The 14,765-nt window shown below is 63.0% G+C and carries 14 protein-coding genes; 6 read left to right on the top strand and 8 right to left on the bottom strand.

Annotated features, from left to right (window positions below; translation table 11 throughout):
* Positions 1-177 precede the first annotated feature (177 nt).
* Positions 178-993, top strand: coding sequence for a TlpA disulfide reductase family protein (locus IFU31_RS19105; RefSeq protein ID WP_192104199.1), 816 nt, complete (start codon positions 178-180; stop codon positions 991-993).
* Between the two features lie 487 nt (positions 994-1,480).
* Here IFU31_RS19105 and asd read toward each other — a convergent pair whose 3' ends face one another.
* The 5 genes from asd to leuC all read right to left on the bottom strand — a co-directional run bounded on the left by asd (position 1,481) and on the right by leuC (position 6,752).
* Positions 1,481-2,593, bottom strand: coding sequence for an aspartate-semialdehyde dehydrogenase (asd, locus tag IFU31_RS19100; RefSeq protein ID WP_122479209.1), 1,113 nt, complete (start codon positions 2,591-2,593; stop codon positions 1,481-1,483).
* A gap of 66 nt (positions 2,594-2,659) precedes the next feature.
* Complete coding sequence (gene leuB / locus IFU31_RS19095) at positions 2,660-3,742, bottom strand: 3-isopropylmalate dehydrogenase (RefSeq protein WP_122479210.1); 1,083 nt, start codon at positions 3,740-3,742, stop codon at positions 2,660-2,662.
* A gap of 58 nt (positions 3,743-3,800) precedes the next feature.
* Positions 3,801-4,559, bottom strand: a complete 759-nt coding sequence (locus tag IFU31_RS19090) for a class I SAM-dependent methyltransferase (RefSeq protein ID WP_192104197.1) — start codon at positions 4,557-4,559, stop codon at positions 3,801-3,803.
* A 121-nt stretch (positions 4,560-4,680) separates the two neighbouring features.
* A complete protein-coding gene (gene leuD / locus IFU31_RS19085; protein WP_122479212.1) occupies positions 4,681-5,322 on the bottom strand; it encodes a 3-isopropylmalate dehydratase small subunit in 642 nt (213 codons plus the stop codon).
* Positions 5,319-6,752: a 3-isopropylmalate dehydratase large subunit gene (gene leuC / locus IFU31_RS19080; protein WP_122479213.1), complete on the bottom strand. Its 1,434-nt coding sequence runs from the start codon at positions 6,750-6,752 to the stop codon at positions 5,319-5,321. Before leuC ends, leuD begins: the two co-directional genes overlap by 4 nt.
* A 136-nt stretch (positions 6,753-6,888) precedes the next feature.
* Between leuC and IFU31_RS19075 the strand changes: the two genes are divergently transcribed.
* A complete protein-coding gene (locus tag IFU31_RS19075; RefSeq protein ID WP_122479214.1) occupies positions 6,889-7,800 on the top strand; it encodes a LysR family transcriptional regulator in 912 nt (303 codons plus the stop codon).
* Here the strand turns inward: IFU31_RS19075 and IFU31_RS19070 are convergent.
* Together IFU31_RS19070 and ybaK are read right to left on the bottom strand one after the other, a co-directional pair.
* Positions 7,777-8,571: a PhzF family phenazine biosynthesis protein gene (locus IFU31_RS19070; protein WP_192104195.1), complete on the bottom strand. Its 795-nt coding sequence runs from the start codon at positions 8,569-8,571 to the stop codon at positions 7,777-7,779. The two genes, IFU31_RS19075 and IFU31_RS19070, sit on opposite strands and share 24 nt — an antisense overlap.
* Before the next feature lie 93 nt (positions 8,572-8,664).
* The gene (gene ybaK, locus IFU31_RS19065) at positions 8,665-9,135 is read right to left on the bottom strand and encodes a Cys-tRNA(Pro) deacylase (RefSeq protein WP_192104193.1); all 471 of its coding nucleotides are present in this window, start codon (positions 9,133-9,135) and stop codon (positions 8,665-8,667) included.
* A gap of 296 nt (positions 9,136-9,431) precedes the next feature.
* Here ybaK and IFU31_RS19060 point away from each other — a divergent pair, with 296 nt between their 5' ends.
* The 4 genes from IFU31_RS19060 (at position 9,432) to glpD (ending at position 14,490) form a co-directional block, all read left to right on the top strand.
* Positions 9,432-10,271, top strand: coding sequence for an MIP/aquaporin family protein (locus IFU31_RS19060; protein WP_192104191.1), 840 nt, complete (start codon positions 9,432-9,434; stop codon positions 10,269-10,271).
* 55 nt (positions 10,272-10,326) lie between these two features.
* On the top strand, positions 10,327-11,829 hold the full coding sequence (glpK, locus tag IFU31_RS19055) for a glycerol kinase GlpK (protein ID WP_122479712.1): 1,503 nt from the start codon (positions 10,327-10,329) through the stop codon (positions 11,827-11,829).
* Positions 11,830-11,954: 125 nt separating this feature from the next.
* Positions 11,955-12,710, top strand: coding sequence for a DeoR/GlpR family transcriptional regulator (locus IFU31_RS19050; protein WP_043187404.1), 756 nt, complete (start codon positions 11,955-11,957; stop codon positions 12,708-12,710).
* A 241-nt stretch (positions 12,711-12,951) separates the two neighbouring features.
* A complete protein-coding gene (gene glpD, locus IFU31_RS19045) occupies positions 12,952-14,490 on the top strand; it encodes a glycerol-3-phosphate dehydrogenase (RefSeq protein WP_192104189.1) in 1,539 nt (512 codons plus the stop codon).
* 67 nt (positions 14,491-14,557) lie between these two features.
* Here glpD and IFU31_RS21775 read toward each other — a convergent pair whose 3' ends face one another.
* On the bottom strand, positions 14,558-14,683 hold the full coding sequence (locus IFU31_RS21775; RefSeq protein ID WP_286916280.1) for a PA1414 family protein: 126 nt from the start codon (positions 14,681-14,683) through the stop codon (positions 14,558-14,560).
* Positions 14,684-14,765 lie beyond the last annotated feature (82 nt).

The following is a 14,765-nucleotide window of genomic DNA, read 5'->3' as shown; positions in this document are numbered from 1 at the left end:
GGCCGCGAAGCTGGCGCTGCGGTCTGTCTGATATACCGCGCCGCCCTTTCGCGGCCACGGACCGCTCCTACAGGGAGATATCGAGTGCACACAGTGACAATGGTCTGGAGCTGGTTAACCATCGGTTAACCTTGAGGCAGCCATACTTGTCGGATCACTACATCAGGATCTGTTGTCATGCTGAGCCTTGCCGTAGGGCCTTTCGCCCTTTCCCTGCATCACCTGCTGATATTGCTGGCGCTGGGCTTGGCCAGCCTCGTGGGCTGGCAGCTGGCGCGCAAGGGGTTTGGCAGCAATCCAGAAGCGCTGATATTTCGCCTGTTCCTGCTGTGCCTGGTGGTCGCGCGCGGGGCTTTCGTGCTGCGTTACTGGGCGCAGTATCAACAGGATCTCTGGCAGATCCCCGACATCCGCGATGGCGGTTTCCTGCTGTGGCCGGGCTTGCTGGTGAGTGCTCTGGTGGCGTTGGTGTGTGCCTGGCGGCGCCCGTCAATGCGCCGAACGCTGGGCTGGAGCCTGGCCAGCGGTCTGCTGTTCTGGACGCTCGCCAGTGTCGGCAGCCACTGGTATCAGCAGGCGCGACACTCTCAGTTACCCGAGGTCACCTTGCACACTGCCACAGGCCAACTCGTAGCGCTGCGCAGCTACGGCGGCAAGCCTATGGTAGTCAACCTCTGGGCAAGCTGGTGCCCGCCCTGCAGACGAGAAATGCCGGTGCTGCTGGAAATGCAGAAACTTCACCCTGAGGTGCGTTTTCTGTTCGTGAACCATGGCGAAACCGCGCAGATCGTGGCGAGCTTCGCCGGGACGACGGGGCTGGATTTGACTCAGGTGCTATTCGACAGCCAAGGCGAACTGGGCCGCGCGCTGGGTTCGGTCGCGCTGCCGACCACGCTGTTCTACAGCAGCGAAGGAAAGCTGCTCGGCAGCCATCTCGGCGAATTGTCGAAAGCCAGCCTGCAGCATGCGCTGGAAACCTTCCCAACCCAATAAGCACACCACCCCACCACAACCCCCGTAGCAGCGGCGCAAGCCGCGTCGGCGGTGGGTGCGGCATTCCTGAAAGAACGCGTTGGATCCGGACGCGGCTCGCGCCGCTGCTACAGAGATCCAACCCCCTGTAGCAGCGGCGCAAGCCGCGTCGGCGGTGGATGCGGTAATCCTGGACGAACGCGTTGGACCCGGACGCGGCTCGCGCCGCTGCGACAGAGATCCAACCCCCCGTAGCAGCGGCGCAAGCCGCGTCAGCGGTGGATGCGGTGATCCTGGACGAACGCGTTGGACCCGGACGCGGCTCGCGCCGCTGCTACAGAGATCCAACCCCCCGTAGCAGCGGCGCAAGCCGCGTCGGCGGTGGATGCGGTAATCCTGGACGAACGCGTTGGACCCGGACGCGGCTCGCGCCGCTGCTACAGAGATCTAACCCCCCGTAGAAGCGGCGCACGCCGCGTCGGCGGTGGATGCGGTCACGCTTGAGGAATCAACGCTCCAGCAGGATCCGCAGCATGCGACGCAGCGGTTCGGCGGCGCCCCACAGCAGTTGGTCGCCGACGGTAAACGCGCCCAGGTACTGCGAGCCCATGTTCAACTTGCGCAGGCGCCCGACCGGGATGTTCAGCGTGCCGGTAACCTGTGTAGGCGTGAGTTCCTGCATGCTCGCTTCGCGGCTGTTCTGCACCAGCTTGACCCATGGGTTGTGCTGGCTGATCAGCCCTTCGATGTCCGCCATCGGCACGTCCTTGTTCAGCTTGATGGTCAGCGCCTGGCTGTGGCAGCGCATCGCACCGATACGCACACAGATACCATCCACCGGGATCGGGCTCTTGAACCGTCCCAGAATCTTGTTCGTCTCGGCCTGGGCTTTCCACTCTTCACGGCTCTGCCCATTCGGCAGTTCCTTGTCGATGTAGGGGATCAGGCTGCCAGCCAGTGGCACACCGAAGTTCTCGGTCGGGTAACCCTCGCCACGCATGGCTTCGGCGACCTTGCGATCGATGTCCAGAATGGCGCTGGCCGGGTTGGCCAGGTCATCGGCAACCGAGGCATGGGTGCTGCCCATCTGCCTGATCAGCTCGCGCATGTTCTGTGCGCCGGCGCCCGAAGCCGCCTGGTAGGTCATGGCACTCATCCACTCCACCAGCCCGGCCTCGAACAGCCCGCCCAGGCCCATCAGCATCAGACTCACGGTGCAGTTGCCACCGATGTAGTTCTTGGTGCCGGCATCCAGTTGCTGGTCGATCACCCGGCGGTTGACCGGGTCGAGCACGATCACCGCGTCATCCTGCATGCGCAGGCTGGAAGCCGCGTCGATCCAGTAACCCTGCCAGCCGGCCTCGCGCAGCTTGGGGAATACCTCGCTGGTGTAGTCGCCACCCTGGCAGGTCAGAATCACGTCGAGTGTCTTCAGCTCTTCAATGCTGTAGGCATCCTTGAGCGGGGCAATGTCCTTGCCGACCGCCGGGCCCTGGCCGCCGACATTGGAAGTGGTGAAAAACACCGGCTCGATCAGATCGAAGTCCTGCTCTTCCAGCATCCGCTGCATAAGCACGGAACCGACCATACCGCGCCAACCGATCAGACCTACACGTTTCATCGCAACTACACCTTCTTGAAAAGTGGGCCGCTGCTGTCGATGGAAAGTCGCAGCGGGCCCAAGAGATTACAGATTCCGCAGCGCGGCGACTACTGCATCGCCCATTTCCTGCGTACCGACCCGTGTGGTGCCCTCAGACCAGATATCGCCGGTGCGCAAGCCCTGGTCCAGCACCAGGCTGACCGCCTGCTCGATGGCAGCGGCTGCATCGTGTTGGTTGAAGCTGTAACGCAGCATCATCGACACCGACAGAATGGTCGCCAGCGGGTTGGCGATGCCTTGCCCGGCGATGTCCGGCGCCGAACCGTGGCAAGGCTCGTACATGCCCTTGTTGTGGGCGTCCAGCGAGGCCGAAGGCAACATGCCGATGGAGCCGGTAAGCATCGACGCCTCATCGGAAAGAATGTCGCCGAACAGGTTGTCGGTGACCATCACGTCGAACTGTTTCGGCGCGCGCACCAACTGCATCGCGGCGTTGTCGACGTACATGTGGCTCAGCTCGACATCGGGATAATCCTTGCCGATCTCCTCGGCAACTTCGCGCCACAGCTGGCTGGAAGCCAATACGTTGGCCTTGTCCACCGAGCACAGCTTCTTGCCGCGCACCTGGGCCATGTCAAAGCCGACGCGCACGATGCGGCGGATTTCGCTCTCGCTGTACGGCAGGGTGTCGTAGGCCTGGCGCTCGCCGCCTTCCAGCTCGCGCACACCACGCGGCGCGCCGAAGTAGATGCCGCCGGTCAGCTCACGGACGATGAGGATGTCCAACCCGGCAACGATTTCCGGCTTCAGGCTGGAAGCATCGGCCAGTTGCGGGTAGAGAATGGCAGGACGCAGGTTGGCGAACAGGCCCAACTGCGAGCGAATCTTCAGCAGACCGCGTTCCGGGCGAATATCGCGCTCGATCTTGTCCCATTTCGGCCCGCCCACCGCGCCCAGCAGCACCGCGTCGGCGGCACGGGCACGTGCCAGGGTCTCGTCGGCCAGCGGCACGCCATGCTTGTCGATGGCAGCGCCGCCGATCACGTCGTGGGCCAGTTCGAAGCCCAGCTGGAACTTGGCGTTGGCCAGTTCCAGCACCTTGACCGCTTCGGCCATGATTTCCGGGCCGATGCCGTCGCCTGGGAGAATCAGAATCTGCTTGCTCATGCGTTCCTCGTTAATTCCGGTAATACGGCATGCCCTCGGGCGGGCCGTGAATGAATGCTCAACGCTGGGCCCACAACACCAGCACGTCGGTACTGAACGAGCCATTGTCGTCGATCTGGTAATACTCGCGCACCTCGGCGCCCACGGCTTGCTGCAAGGCGCGGATGGCTGCGCGCATGACCTCGGGCGTGCGCATGCGCTCGACCCACGAGGCGTATTCAAGGCGCAGGCGCTGGCGAGTGTGCCCGCGTACCTGCAGACCCGCTTCATTGACCTGGCTCAGCCATTCGCCGGCACTGTAGTCGCGCACATGGCTGGTGTCGCGCAGCACTTCGACACTTTGCAGATGGGTATCGAGCAGCGGGCTGCCCGGCGACATCACGTCGATGAAGCAGGCCATGCCACCGGGTTTGAGCACACGGCGCACTTCGCGCAGGGCCAGGCCGAGGTCGCTCCAGTGATGCGCCGAGTAGCGGCTGAACACATAGTCGAAGGCGGCGTCGGCGAACGGCAGCCGCTCGGCCGGGCCGAGTTGGGTGCTGACATTGCCCAGCCCCCGCTCGCTGGCAGCGCTGGCGACCACGTCGAGCATCCGTTGCGACAGATCATAGGCCACCACCTGCTTGACCAGTGGCGCGCAATGAAAACTGACGTGGCCGGCGCCACACCCCAGGTCCAACAGCCGAGCCTGGGACTGGCCCGCCAGCTCCGCCTGAAGCAGCGCAAATTCCGCGCCCTGGGCGTGAACGGTGCTGCTCAGATAGGCCGAAGCCTGTTCACCGAACTGTTTCTGCACGACTTGGGTGTGCTGGGTCATGGGCTGGGCTTCCTTGTGCCTGGGTTTTCGGTGGCCTTGCGGGCCTCTTCGCGCGTAGAGGACTCGCCGCCCATGTGGGAGCGGGCTCTGCCCGCGAAGAGGCCAAACCTGCCTACATCAATCAATCACGAAACAACCAAGGCTGGCTGGCCCGATGCTTGGCCTCGAACGTCGCAATCGCCTCACCGTCCTGCAAGGTCAAGCCGATATCGTCCAACCCATTCAACAGGCAGTGCTTGCGAAACTCGTCGATCTCGAAGCTGTAGACCTTGCCGCTCGGGCTGGTCACGCTCTGGGTCGCCAGGTCCACGGTCAACTGGTAACCCGGCGCGGCCTCGACTTCCTGGAACAACTCATCGACTTGCTCATCACTGAGGATGATCGGCAGCAAGCCGTTCTTGAAGCTGTTGTTGAAGAAGATATCTGCATAGCTCGGCGCAATCACGGCGCGAAAGCCATACTCATCCAATGCCCACGGCGCATGCTCGCGGCTGGAACCGCAACCGAAGTTCTCCCGCGCCAGCAGCACGCTGGCACCTTGGTAGCGCTCGTGATTGAGGACGAAATCCTTGTTCAACGGGCGCTTGGAATTGTCCTGGTAAGGCTGACCGACATCCAGGTAGCGCCATTCGTCGAACAGGTTCGGGCCAAAGCCGGTGCGCTTGATCGACTTCAAGAACTGCTTGGGAATGATCTGGTCGGTGTCGACGTTGGCACGATCCAACGGAGCGACCAGGCCGGTGTGTCGAGTGAAGGCTTTCATGCTGCGTCCCCCTGGATCAATTCACGAACGTCGACGAAACGACCGACGACGGCGGCGGCGGCGGCCATGGCCGGGCTGACCAGATGGGTACGCCCACCGGCGCCCTGGCGGCCTTCGAAGTTGCGGTTGGAGGTCGATGCGCAGTGCTCGCCCGACTCCAGCCGGTCCGGGTTCATCGCCAGGCACATGGAGCAGCCCGGCTCACGCCACTCGAAGCCCGCCTCGAGGAAAATCTTGTCCAGGCCTTCGCGCTCTGCCTGCGCCTTGACCAGGCCCGAGCCTGGCACGACGATGGCCTGCTTGATGGTCGAGGCCACCTTGCGGCCCTTGGCGATCACTGCGGCGGCGCGCAAGTCTTCGATGCGTGAATTGGTGCACGAGCCGATGAACACGCGGTCGAGCTGAATGTCGGTGATCGCCTGGTTGGCGGTCAGGCCCATGTATTTCAGCGCGCGCTCGATGGAACCGCGCTTGACCAGATCCGACTCGCGCGCCGGGTCCGGCACGTTCTGGTCAACGGCCAGGACCATTTCCGGCGAGGTCCCCCAGCTGACCTGCGGCCTGATCTGCGCGGCATCCAGGCGCACCACGGTGTCGAAGTGGGCATCGGCGTCGGACACCAGCCCTTTCCACGACTCCACCGCCTTGTCCCAATCGGCGCCGCTGGGCGCGAACGGCCGACCCTTGACGTAGGCGACGGTCTTTTCATCGGCAGCCACCAGGCCCACGCGGGCGCCGGCCTCGATCGACATGTTGCAGATGGTCATGCGGCCTTCCACCGACAGGTCGCGAATGGCGCTGCCGGCAAACTCGATGGCATGGCCATTGCCGCCGGCGGTGCCGATCTTGCCGATCACGGCCAGCACGATGTCCTTGGCGGTCACGCCAAACGGCAAGGTACCTTCGACCAACACCTGCATGTTCTTCATTTTCTTGGCCACCAGGCACTGCGTGGCGAGCACGTGCTCGACCTCCGAGGTACCGATGCCATGGGCCAGGGCACCGAAGGCACCGTGGGTCGAGGTGTGCGAATCGCCGCAGACCACGGTCATGCCGGGCAAGGTCGCGCCCTGCTCCGGGCCGATGACATGGACGATGCCCTGGCGTACGTCGTTCATCTTGAATTCGGTGATGCCGTACTCGTCGCAGTTGTCGTCCAGGGTCTGCACCTGCAGACGCGACACCTGGTCGGCGATCGCGCCGATGCCGCCCTTGCGTTCCGGGGTAGTCGGCACGTTGTGGTCGGGCGTGGCAATGTTGGCGTCGATGCGCCACGGTTTGCGGCCGGCCAGGCGCAAGCCTTCGAACGCCTGGGGCGAAGTCACTTCGTGGATGATGTGACGGTCGATGTAGATCAGCGCCGAGCCATCGTCGCGCTGCTTGACCAAATGCGAATCCCAGAGCTTGTCGTAGAGCGTTTTGCCGGCCATCAGACGTTTCCTCATCAGTCTTGCTGTCTTTTCTATGCCTATAACCGCTTGGCTTGTAGGGGTGATGCTATGAGGTTATCTTGAATAACTCAAATTCATAATTTTCATACTTTGGATAACCAAAAGGAATTCGCGCATGGACCTGGCCAGTCTCAATGCCTTTATAGCCATCGCCGAAGTGGGCAGTTTTTCCAGGGCCGGGGATCGGCTGCACCTGACTCAGCCGGCGATCAGCAAACGCATCGCCGGGCTGGAATCGCAGCTGGGCGTGCGTTTGTTCGATCGCCTGGGCCGCGAAGTCAATCTGACCGAGGCCGGCCGGGCCCTGCTGCCCCGCGCCTACCAGATTCTCGATGTGCTGGAAGACACCCGCCGCGCCCTGACCAACCTGAGCGGCGACGTGACGGGCCGCCTGACCCTCGCCACCAGCCACCACATCGGTCTGCACCGATTGCCCTCGCTGCTGCGCACCTACACGCGGATGTACCCCAAGGTCGCCCTGGACATCCAGTTTCTCGATTCGGAAGTGGCCTATGAGGAGATCCTGCACGGACGTGCGGAGCTGGCGGTGATCACCCTGGCGCCAGAGCCCCATCACCTGGTGCGCTCGGTCCCGGTGTGGCATGACCCGCTGGATTTCGTCGCCGCCCCGGAACATCCACTGGCCCTGCAGGCGGTGGTAAAGCTGAGCGATATCGCCGAACATCCGGCGGTGTTTCCGGGCGGCAATACCTTCACTCACCACATCGTCAGCCGCCTGTTCGAGGCGCAAGGCCTGAGCCCGAACATCGCCATGAGCACCAACTACCTGGAAACCATCAAGATGATGGTGTCGATCGGCCTGGCGTGGAGTGTGCTGCCGCGCACCATGCTCGACGAGCAAGTGGCGCGCTTCCAGCTACCCGGTGTGCAGCTGAGCCGCCAGTTGGGTTATATCCTGCACACCGAACGGACCCTGTCGAATGCGGCGCGGGCCTTCATGGCGCTGCTCGACGACCAGGCCGGCACACTGGCTTCGGCGCAATCAGGGCTGGGCACCGAGCAGTAGCCGGCCGCTGCTGATCAACGTGGCGTAGCCGCCGATCTTGACTCGTTCGCCTTCCATCCGGCAAAACAGCTCGCCACCCCGCGCCGAGCACTGGTAGGCAGTGAGGCTGGTCTTGACCAGACGCCTCGACCAGTACGGGATGAGGCTGCAATGGGTGGAGCCGGTGACCGCGTCCTCGTCGATGCCGATGGCAGGTGCGAAGTAGCGCGAAACGAAGTCCTGATGGTCACCCCGGGCGGTAATGATCACCCCAGGCCAGGGCAAGCGTGCCAGTGCCGCCATGTTCGGGCGGCACTGGCGTACCGCCTGCTCCGACTCCAGCAGGACGAACAGCGACGCCGCCGCCATTACGTCGACCGCTTCGCAACCCAAGGCACGCTCAACCTCCAGGGTCAGACCCAACTGCTCCTCGGGCATCATCGCCGGGAAGTCCAGCCACAGCCGGTCGCCCTCGCGGCTGACGGTAAGGTTGCCCGAGCGGCTGGCGAACGACAGGCTCGACGCTGTCTCCCCATAGACATGAAACAGCACGTAGGCGCTGGCCAGGGTGGCATGGCCACACAAGGGCACCTCGGTGCGCGGGGTGAACCAGCGGATGTGCCAGCCCTGCACTTCGCGAACCAAAAACGCGGTCTCCGCCAGATTGTGCTCGGCGGCGATCTTCTGCATCAGCTCGTCGGCCAGCCAGCTGTCGAGGCGGTAGACCATTGCCGGGTTGCCAGCAAAAGGCTGTTGGGTAAACGCATCGACCTGATGGAAATCCAGTTGCATGGCAATCCTCGCTGTTGCGGAAAGGGGTGGCGGCCAAGCCGTCTGGCTATCGGCGTTCGACTCGTCGAGTCGATGAATAATTTCCTTGGTGCATCAGGGGCGGCCGATATCGGCGAAGCTACCCTGGGTATGCTCGGCCAGCAGCTGCGGCGCCAGCTCGACTTCCAGCCCGCGCCTGCCGGCGCTGACGAACATGCTGGGCAATGCCTCGGCGGTTTGGTCGATGAAGGTCCGCAAGCGCTTCTTCTGCCCCAGCGGGCTGATCCCGCCCAGCAGATACCCCGTGGCTCGCTGCGCAGCCTGCGGATCTGCCATCTCGCATTTCTTCACGCCGGCCGCATGCGCGAGCGCCTTGAGATCCAGGGTGCCGGTCACCGGCACCACTGCCACCAGCAGCTCGCTTCTTTCGCTCGCCGCCAGCAGGGTCTTGAACACCCGCGCGGCGGTCAGACCGAGCTTTTCCACCGCTTCGAGTCCATAGGAAGCTGCCTTGGGATCATGTTCATAGGCATGCACTCGATGCTCGGCGCGGTGCTTCTTCAAGAGGTCCAGGGCGGGGGTCATGCAGGGACTCCAGACAAATAAAAAACATGCCCGGCATTAGGACACAGGCGGGCAAGCCACGCCAACCGTGGCTTTGCCGGAAATGCGCGGAAAAGTTCGCAGGCAATGAACGAACTCGTTCGATTTCGACCTTTGACAGCGGCGTTTCTTGTCTATATTTTTTCGTTTGTGAAGATAGGCACGATAGTACAATGTGCTCGAAGGCTGTACTGCGACGTGCGATGGGGATCGTACGACGACAGATTCCAGGCGCCGAAAACGGCGTCAGACAAAAAAAACAATTGGGGTAATACACGATGACCGCACAGCAACAACCGACCCTGTCGGGCCAGTGCACTGCCGAGTTTCTCGGCACCGCACTGCTTATCTTCTTCGGTACCGGCTGCGTCGCGGCGCTCAAGGTCGCAGGTGCCAGCCTCGGCCTGTGGGAAATCAGCATCATCTGGGGCGTCGGCGTGAGCATGGCGATCTACCTGACGGCGGGCGTGTCCGGTGCCCATCTGAACCCTGCGGTCAGCATCGCCCTGTGCCTGTTCGGCGGCTTCGAGAAACGCAAGCTGCCGTTCTACATTCTGGCTCAGGTGGCAGGCGCGTTCTGTTCCGCAGCACTGGTCTATACCCTCTACAGCAGCCTGTTCTTCGATTACGAACAAACCCACGGCATCGTCAGGGGCACGCAAGCGAGCCTCGAAACGGCGAGCATCTTCTCTACCTACCCCCATGCGGCGCTGTCTATCGGTCAGGCCTTTTTGGTCGAGATGGTCATCACCGCCATCCTTATGGCGGTGATCATGGCCCTGGGCGACGAGCACAACGGTCTTCCGCGCGGGGCCATGGCGCCCCTGCTGGTGGGCTTGCTGATCGCCGTGATCGGCAGTGCCATGGGGCCGCTGACCGGCTTTGCCATGAACCCGGCCAGGGATTTCGGTCCAAAGCTGATGACGTTCATCGCCGGCTGGGGTGAAATAGCCTTCACCGGTGGCCGCACGATTCCCTATTTCATCGTTCCCATCGTGGCGCCGATCGTAGGTGCCTGCCTGGGCGCCGGCGCGTACCGGGTACTGATCGCACGCCATTTGCCAAACTCGAACAACGGGTCGGCCAAAGCGTCCGCATCGAAGGTGCAGGCCTCCTGAGCCTGCACAAACACCACATTCCGCATTTATTGCACACTTGCGCAAGGCCATCGACATGACCGATACCGACAACAAGAACTACATCATTGCCCTGGACCAAGGTACCACCAGCTCCCGGGCGATCATTTTCGACCGCGACGCCAATGTCGTCGGCACCTCGCAGCGCGAATTCGTCCAGCACTATCCGCAGGCCGGCTGGGTCGAGCACGACCCGATGGAAATCTTCGCCACCCAGAGCGCGACCATGGTCGAGGCCTTGGCCCAGGCCGGGCTGAGCCACGCCCAGGTTGCGGCCATCGGCATCACCAACCAGCGTGAAACCACCGTAGTGTGGGACAAGAACAGCGGTCGCCCGATCTACAATGCCGTGGTCTGGCAGTGCCGACGCAGCACCGAGATCTGCCAGCAGCTCAAGCGCGACGGCCTGGAAGACTACATCAAGCAGACCACCGGCCTGGTGGTCGACCCGTACTTTTCCGGCACCAAGCTCAAGTGGATCCTCGACAACGTCGAAGGCAGCCGCGAGCGCGCACGCAACGGCGAGCTGCTGTTCGGCACCGTCGATAGCTGGCTGATCTGGAAATTCACCGGCGGCAAGGTGCACGTCACCGACTACACCAACGCCTCGCGCACCATGCTCTTCAACATCCACACCCTGGAGTGGGACGAGAAGATGCTGCAGACCCTGGACATCCCGCGCGAGATGCTTCCAGAGGTCAAGTCGTCGTCGGAAATCTACGGCCATACCAAGAGCGGCATCGCCATTGCCGGGATCGCCGGCGACCAGCAGGCCGCCTTGTTCGGTCAGATGTGCGTCGAGCCTGGCCAGGCCAAGAACACCTATGGCACCGGCTGCTTCCTACTGATGAACACCGGCAAGAAGGCCGTCACGTCGCAGCACGGGATGCTCACCACCATCGGCTGCGGCCCGCGTGGCGAAGTCGCCTACGCCCTGGAAGGCGCCGTGTTCAACGGCGGCTCGACCGTGCAGTGGCTGCGCGACGAACTGAAGATCGTCAACGACGCCTACGACACCGAATATTTCGCCAGCAAGGTGAAGAACACCAACGGTGTCTACCTGGTGCCGGCGTTCACCGGCCTGGGCGCGCCCTACTGGGACCCCTATGCCCGTGGCGCGCTGTTCGGCCTGACCCGCGGCGTACGCGTCGACCACATCATTCGCGCGGCGCTCGAATCGATTGCCTACCAGACCCGCGACGTGCTCGACGCCATGCAACAGGACTCCGGCGAGCGCCTGAGCGCCTTGCGCGTGGACGGCGGCGCGGTGGCCAACAATTTCCTCATGCAGTTCCAGGCCGACATTCTCGGCACTCCGGTGGAGCGTCCGCAGATGCGCGAAACCACGGCCTTGGGTGCCGCCTACCTGGCGGGCCTGGCGTGCGGCTTCTGGGGCAGCCTGGATGAGTTGCGCGGCAAAGCCGTGATCGAGCGTACCTTCGAGCCTCTGCTCGACGAAACCGGCAAGGAAAAACTCTACGCCGGCTGGAAAAAGGCCGTCGAACGCACCCGTGACTGGGAACCGCACGAAGAGCAGTGACCAAGTGAAGGCGCAGACCGGGCGGTTCCGGCCTGCGCAAGTGCGGTCCATGGAATCACTTCTGGCGATGGGGCCCGTTCCTGCGGCATCATGCATGCTTTTGCATGGCAGCCAAAGGAAGCCCCATGAACCTGCCTCCCCGCCAACAGCAGATCCTTGAACTGGTACGCGAACGCGGCTATGTCAGCATCGAGGAAATGGCCCAACTGTTCGTCGTGACGCCGCAAACCATCCGGCGTGACATCAACCAGCTGGCCGAGGTCAACCTGCTGCGTCGCTATCACGGTGGCGCCGCCTACGATTCGAGCATCGAAAACACGGCCTACGCCATGCGTGCCGACCAGATGCGCGACGAGAAACAGCGCATCGCCGAGGCGATTGCCGCCCAGATCCCCGACCACGCCTCGCTGTTCATCAATATCGGCACCACCACCGAATCCATCGCCCGCGCCCTGCTCAACCACAGCCACCTGAAGATCATCACCAACAACCTGCACGTAGCCTCGATCCTCAGCGGCAAGGACGACTTCGACGTGCTGCTGGCCGGCGGCAACGTACGCCGTGACGGCGGCGTGGTGGGCCAGGCGAGTATCGACTTCATCACCCAGTTCAAGGTCGACTTCGCCCTGGTCGGCATCAGTGGTATCGACGAAGACGGCAGCCTGCTGGACTTCGACTATCAGGAGGTTCGCGTCAGCCAGGCGATCATCGCCAATGCGCGCCAAGTCATTCTGGCCGCCGACTCGAGCAAGTTTGGCCGCAATGCCATGGTCCGCCTGGGCCCGATCAGCCTGATCGATTGCCTGGTCACCGACCAACCGCCCGTGCCCGCCTTGCTGCAATTGCTGCAGCAACACAAGATCCGCCTCGAGATCGTCTGACCCTGTGGCAGCGGCGCAAGCCGCCCTGCCCGTCCACAATCCCCACCTGGCAACGCCCACGGCGCATCAGCTTCGCTTCTGATGTTCGTATTTCTTCGCTTTGACCCCCTTCGATCAACAATTTCAATCATCTTCGACTGGCTAAGCCCTTCGTATTGGGCTAGTATTTTCGAAATTGAACATTGATGTTCGAATTCAAAGCACTCATTCGAACGCTCCTTGATAAACGCAGGAGGCTGCCATGCCCCATTCGACCTTGCCCCGCCAACCGCTGGCTGAAATCTACGACGTCGCCGTGATCGGTGGTGGCATCAATGGCGTGGGGATTGCCGCTGACGCTGCCGGGCGTGGGCTTTCCGTGTTTCTCTGCGAGAAGGACGACCTGGCCAGCCACACCTCTTCGGCCAGCAGCAAGCTGATCCACGGCGGCCTGCGTTATCTGGAACACCACGAATTCCGCCTGGTACGCGAGGCACTGGCCGAACGCGAAGTGTTGCTGGCCAAGGCTCCGCACATCGTCAAGCCCATGCGTTTCGTCCTGCCGCACCGGCCCCATCTGCGTCCTGCCTGGATGATCCGCGCCGGGCTGTTCCTCTACGACAACCTGGGCAAGCGAGAAAAGCTGCCAGGCTCGCGCAGCCTGCGCTTCGGCGCCGACAGTGCGTTGAAGCCGGAAATCACCCGCGGTTTCGAATATTCCGACTGCTGGGTCGACGACGCTCGCCTGGTGGTACTGAACGCCATGGCAGCGCGAGAAAAAGGCGCACACATCCATACCCGCACCCGCTGTGTCGACGCGAAGCGTGTAGACGGTGTGTGGCAGGTCAATCTGCAGCGTGAGGACGGCAGCACGTTCACCCTCAAGGCGCGCGCGCTGGTCAATGCGGCCGGGCCCTGGGTAGCGAAGTTCATTCGTGACGACCTGCAGTTGCAATCCCCATACGGCATCCGCCTGATCCAGGGTAGCCACCTGATCGTGCCACGCCTGTACGAAGGCGAGCAGGCGCACATCCTGCAGAACGAAGACCAGCGCATCGTCTTCACCATCCCGTACCTGGATCGCTTCACCATCCTGGGCACCACCGACCGTGAATACACGGGCGACCCGTCCAAGGTGGAGATCACCGAGGCCGAGGCCGACTACATTCTCAAAGTGGTGAACGCCCACTTCAAGAAACAGGTCAGCCGCAGCGATGTGGTGCGCACCTATTCGGGCGTTCGCCCGCTGTGCAACGACGAGTCGGACAACCCATCGGCCATCACCCGCGACTACACCCTGTCGCTCAGCGGCGGCCAGGGCGAGGCGCCGATCCTTTCGGTGTTCGGCGGCAAGTTGACCACTTACCGCAAGCTGGCCGAGTCGGCCATGGCACAGTTGAAGCCATTCTTCGCGCAGATGCGCGGTAGCTGGACGGCGACCAGTGCCCTGCCCGGTGGCGAAGACATGAGCACGCCGCAGGCCCTGGCTCAGGACATGCGGGTGAAAGCTCCCTGGCTGCCAAACGGCCTGGCCGAGCGTTGGGCGGTCAGCTACGGCAGCCGCAGCTGGCGTTTGATCGAAGGTGCACAGTCGGTAGCCGATCTGGGCGAAGAATTGGGCACGGGGCTGTTCAGCCGCGAAGTCGATTACCTGTACGAGCAGGAATGGGCCACCCGCAGCGAAGACGTGCTGTGGCGTCGCAGCAAGCTGGGGCTGTTCGTCGATGATGCGGCCGCGCTTCGCCTGGATGCTTACCTGGCGAAGGTCGACGCCAGCCGGGCCAATACCCAGGCGGCTTGAGCTCTGTCAGCAACGAAAAACGCCCCGTAAGGGGCGTTTTGCATGGCGCGCGACGGGCCCGGAGGGCTCAGCGCCGAGGGCGCTGCCGAGGCCGGTGGTTGTCGGCCGGGATAGGCACAGGCTGTGGTGGCGGCGGCACCAGCCCCAGTGCGACAGCCAGATCGTGGAGCCAGTTGTACAAGTTACCGTTCATATCGCCCCCCTTCAGGGAAAAGCCCGAACGACGGTCATGGTCCGTCGCTTCTGTTCGATCATAGCGCTAAGCGACGTAGGAT

This window comes from Pseudomonas sp. CFBP 13602 (genome assembly GCF_014842725.1).
In the GTDB taxonomy this organism is placed as follows: domain Bacteria; phylum Pseudomonadota; class Gammaproteobacteria; order Pseudomonadales; family Pseudomonadaceae; genus Aquipseudomonas; species Aquipseudomonas baltica.
The sequence above is the reverse complement of the archived record's forward strand: the minus strand, read 5'-3'. Positions and strand labels throughout refer to the sequence as shown.

Excerpts from the sequence above, each read along its gene's own strand:
- IFU31_RS19105 (WP_192104199.1), top strand. The coding sequence starts at position 178 with ATGCTGAGCCTTGCCGTAGGGCCTTTCGCCCTTTCCCTGCATCACCTG.
- asd (WP_122479209.1), bottom strand. The coding sequence starts at position 2,593 with ATGAAACGTGTAGGTCTGATCGGTTGGCGCGGTATGGTCGGTTCCGTG.
- leuB (WP_122479210.1), bottom strand. The coding sequence starts at position 3,742 with ATGAGCAAGCAGATTCTGATTCTCCCAGGCGACGGCATCGGCCCGGAA.
- IFU31_RS19090 (WP_192104197.1), bottom strand. The coding sequence starts at position 4,559 with ATGACCCAGCACACCCAAGTCGTGCAGAAACAGTTCGGTGAACAGGCT.
- leuD (WP_122479212.1), bottom strand. The coding sequence starts at position 5,322 with ATGAAAGCCTTCACTCGACACACCGGCCTGGTCGCTCCGTTGGATCGT.
- leuC (WP_122479213.1), bottom strand. The coding sequence starts at position 6,752 with ATGGCCGGCAAAACGCTCTACGACAAGCTCTGGGATTCGCATTTGGTC.
- IFU31_RS19075 (WP_122479214.1), top strand. The coding sequence starts at position 6,889 with ATGGACCTGGCCAGTCTCAATGCCTTTATAGCCATCGCCGAAGTGGGC.
- IFU31_RS19070 (WP_192104195.1), bottom strand. The coding sequence starts at position 8,571 with ATGCAACTGGATTTCCATCAGGTCGATGCGTTTACCCAACAGCCTTTT.
- ybaK (WP_192104193.1), bottom strand. The coding sequence starts at position 9,135 with ATGACCCCCGCCCTGGACCTCTTGAAGAAGCACCGCGCCGAGCATCGA.
- IFU31_RS19060 (WP_192104191.1), top strand. The coding sequence starts at position 9,432 with ATGACCGCACAGCAACAACCGACCCTGTCGGGCCAGTGCACTGCCGAG.
- glpK (WP_122479712.1), top strand. The coding sequence starts at position 10,327 with ATGACCGATACCGACAACAAGAACTACATCATTGCCCTGGACCAAGGT.
- IFU31_RS19050 (WP_043187404.1), top strand. The coding sequence starts at position 11,955 with ATGAACCTGCCTCCCCGCCAACAGCAGATCCTTGAACTGGTACGCGAA.
- glpD (WP_192104189.1), top strand. The coding sequence starts at position 12,952 with ATGCCCCATTCGACCTTGCCCCGCCAACCGCTGGCTGAAATCTACGAC.
- IFU31_RS21775 (WP_286916280.1), bottom strand. The coding sequence starts at position 14,683 with ATGAACGGTAACTTGTACAACTGGCTCCACGATCTGGCTGTCGCACTG.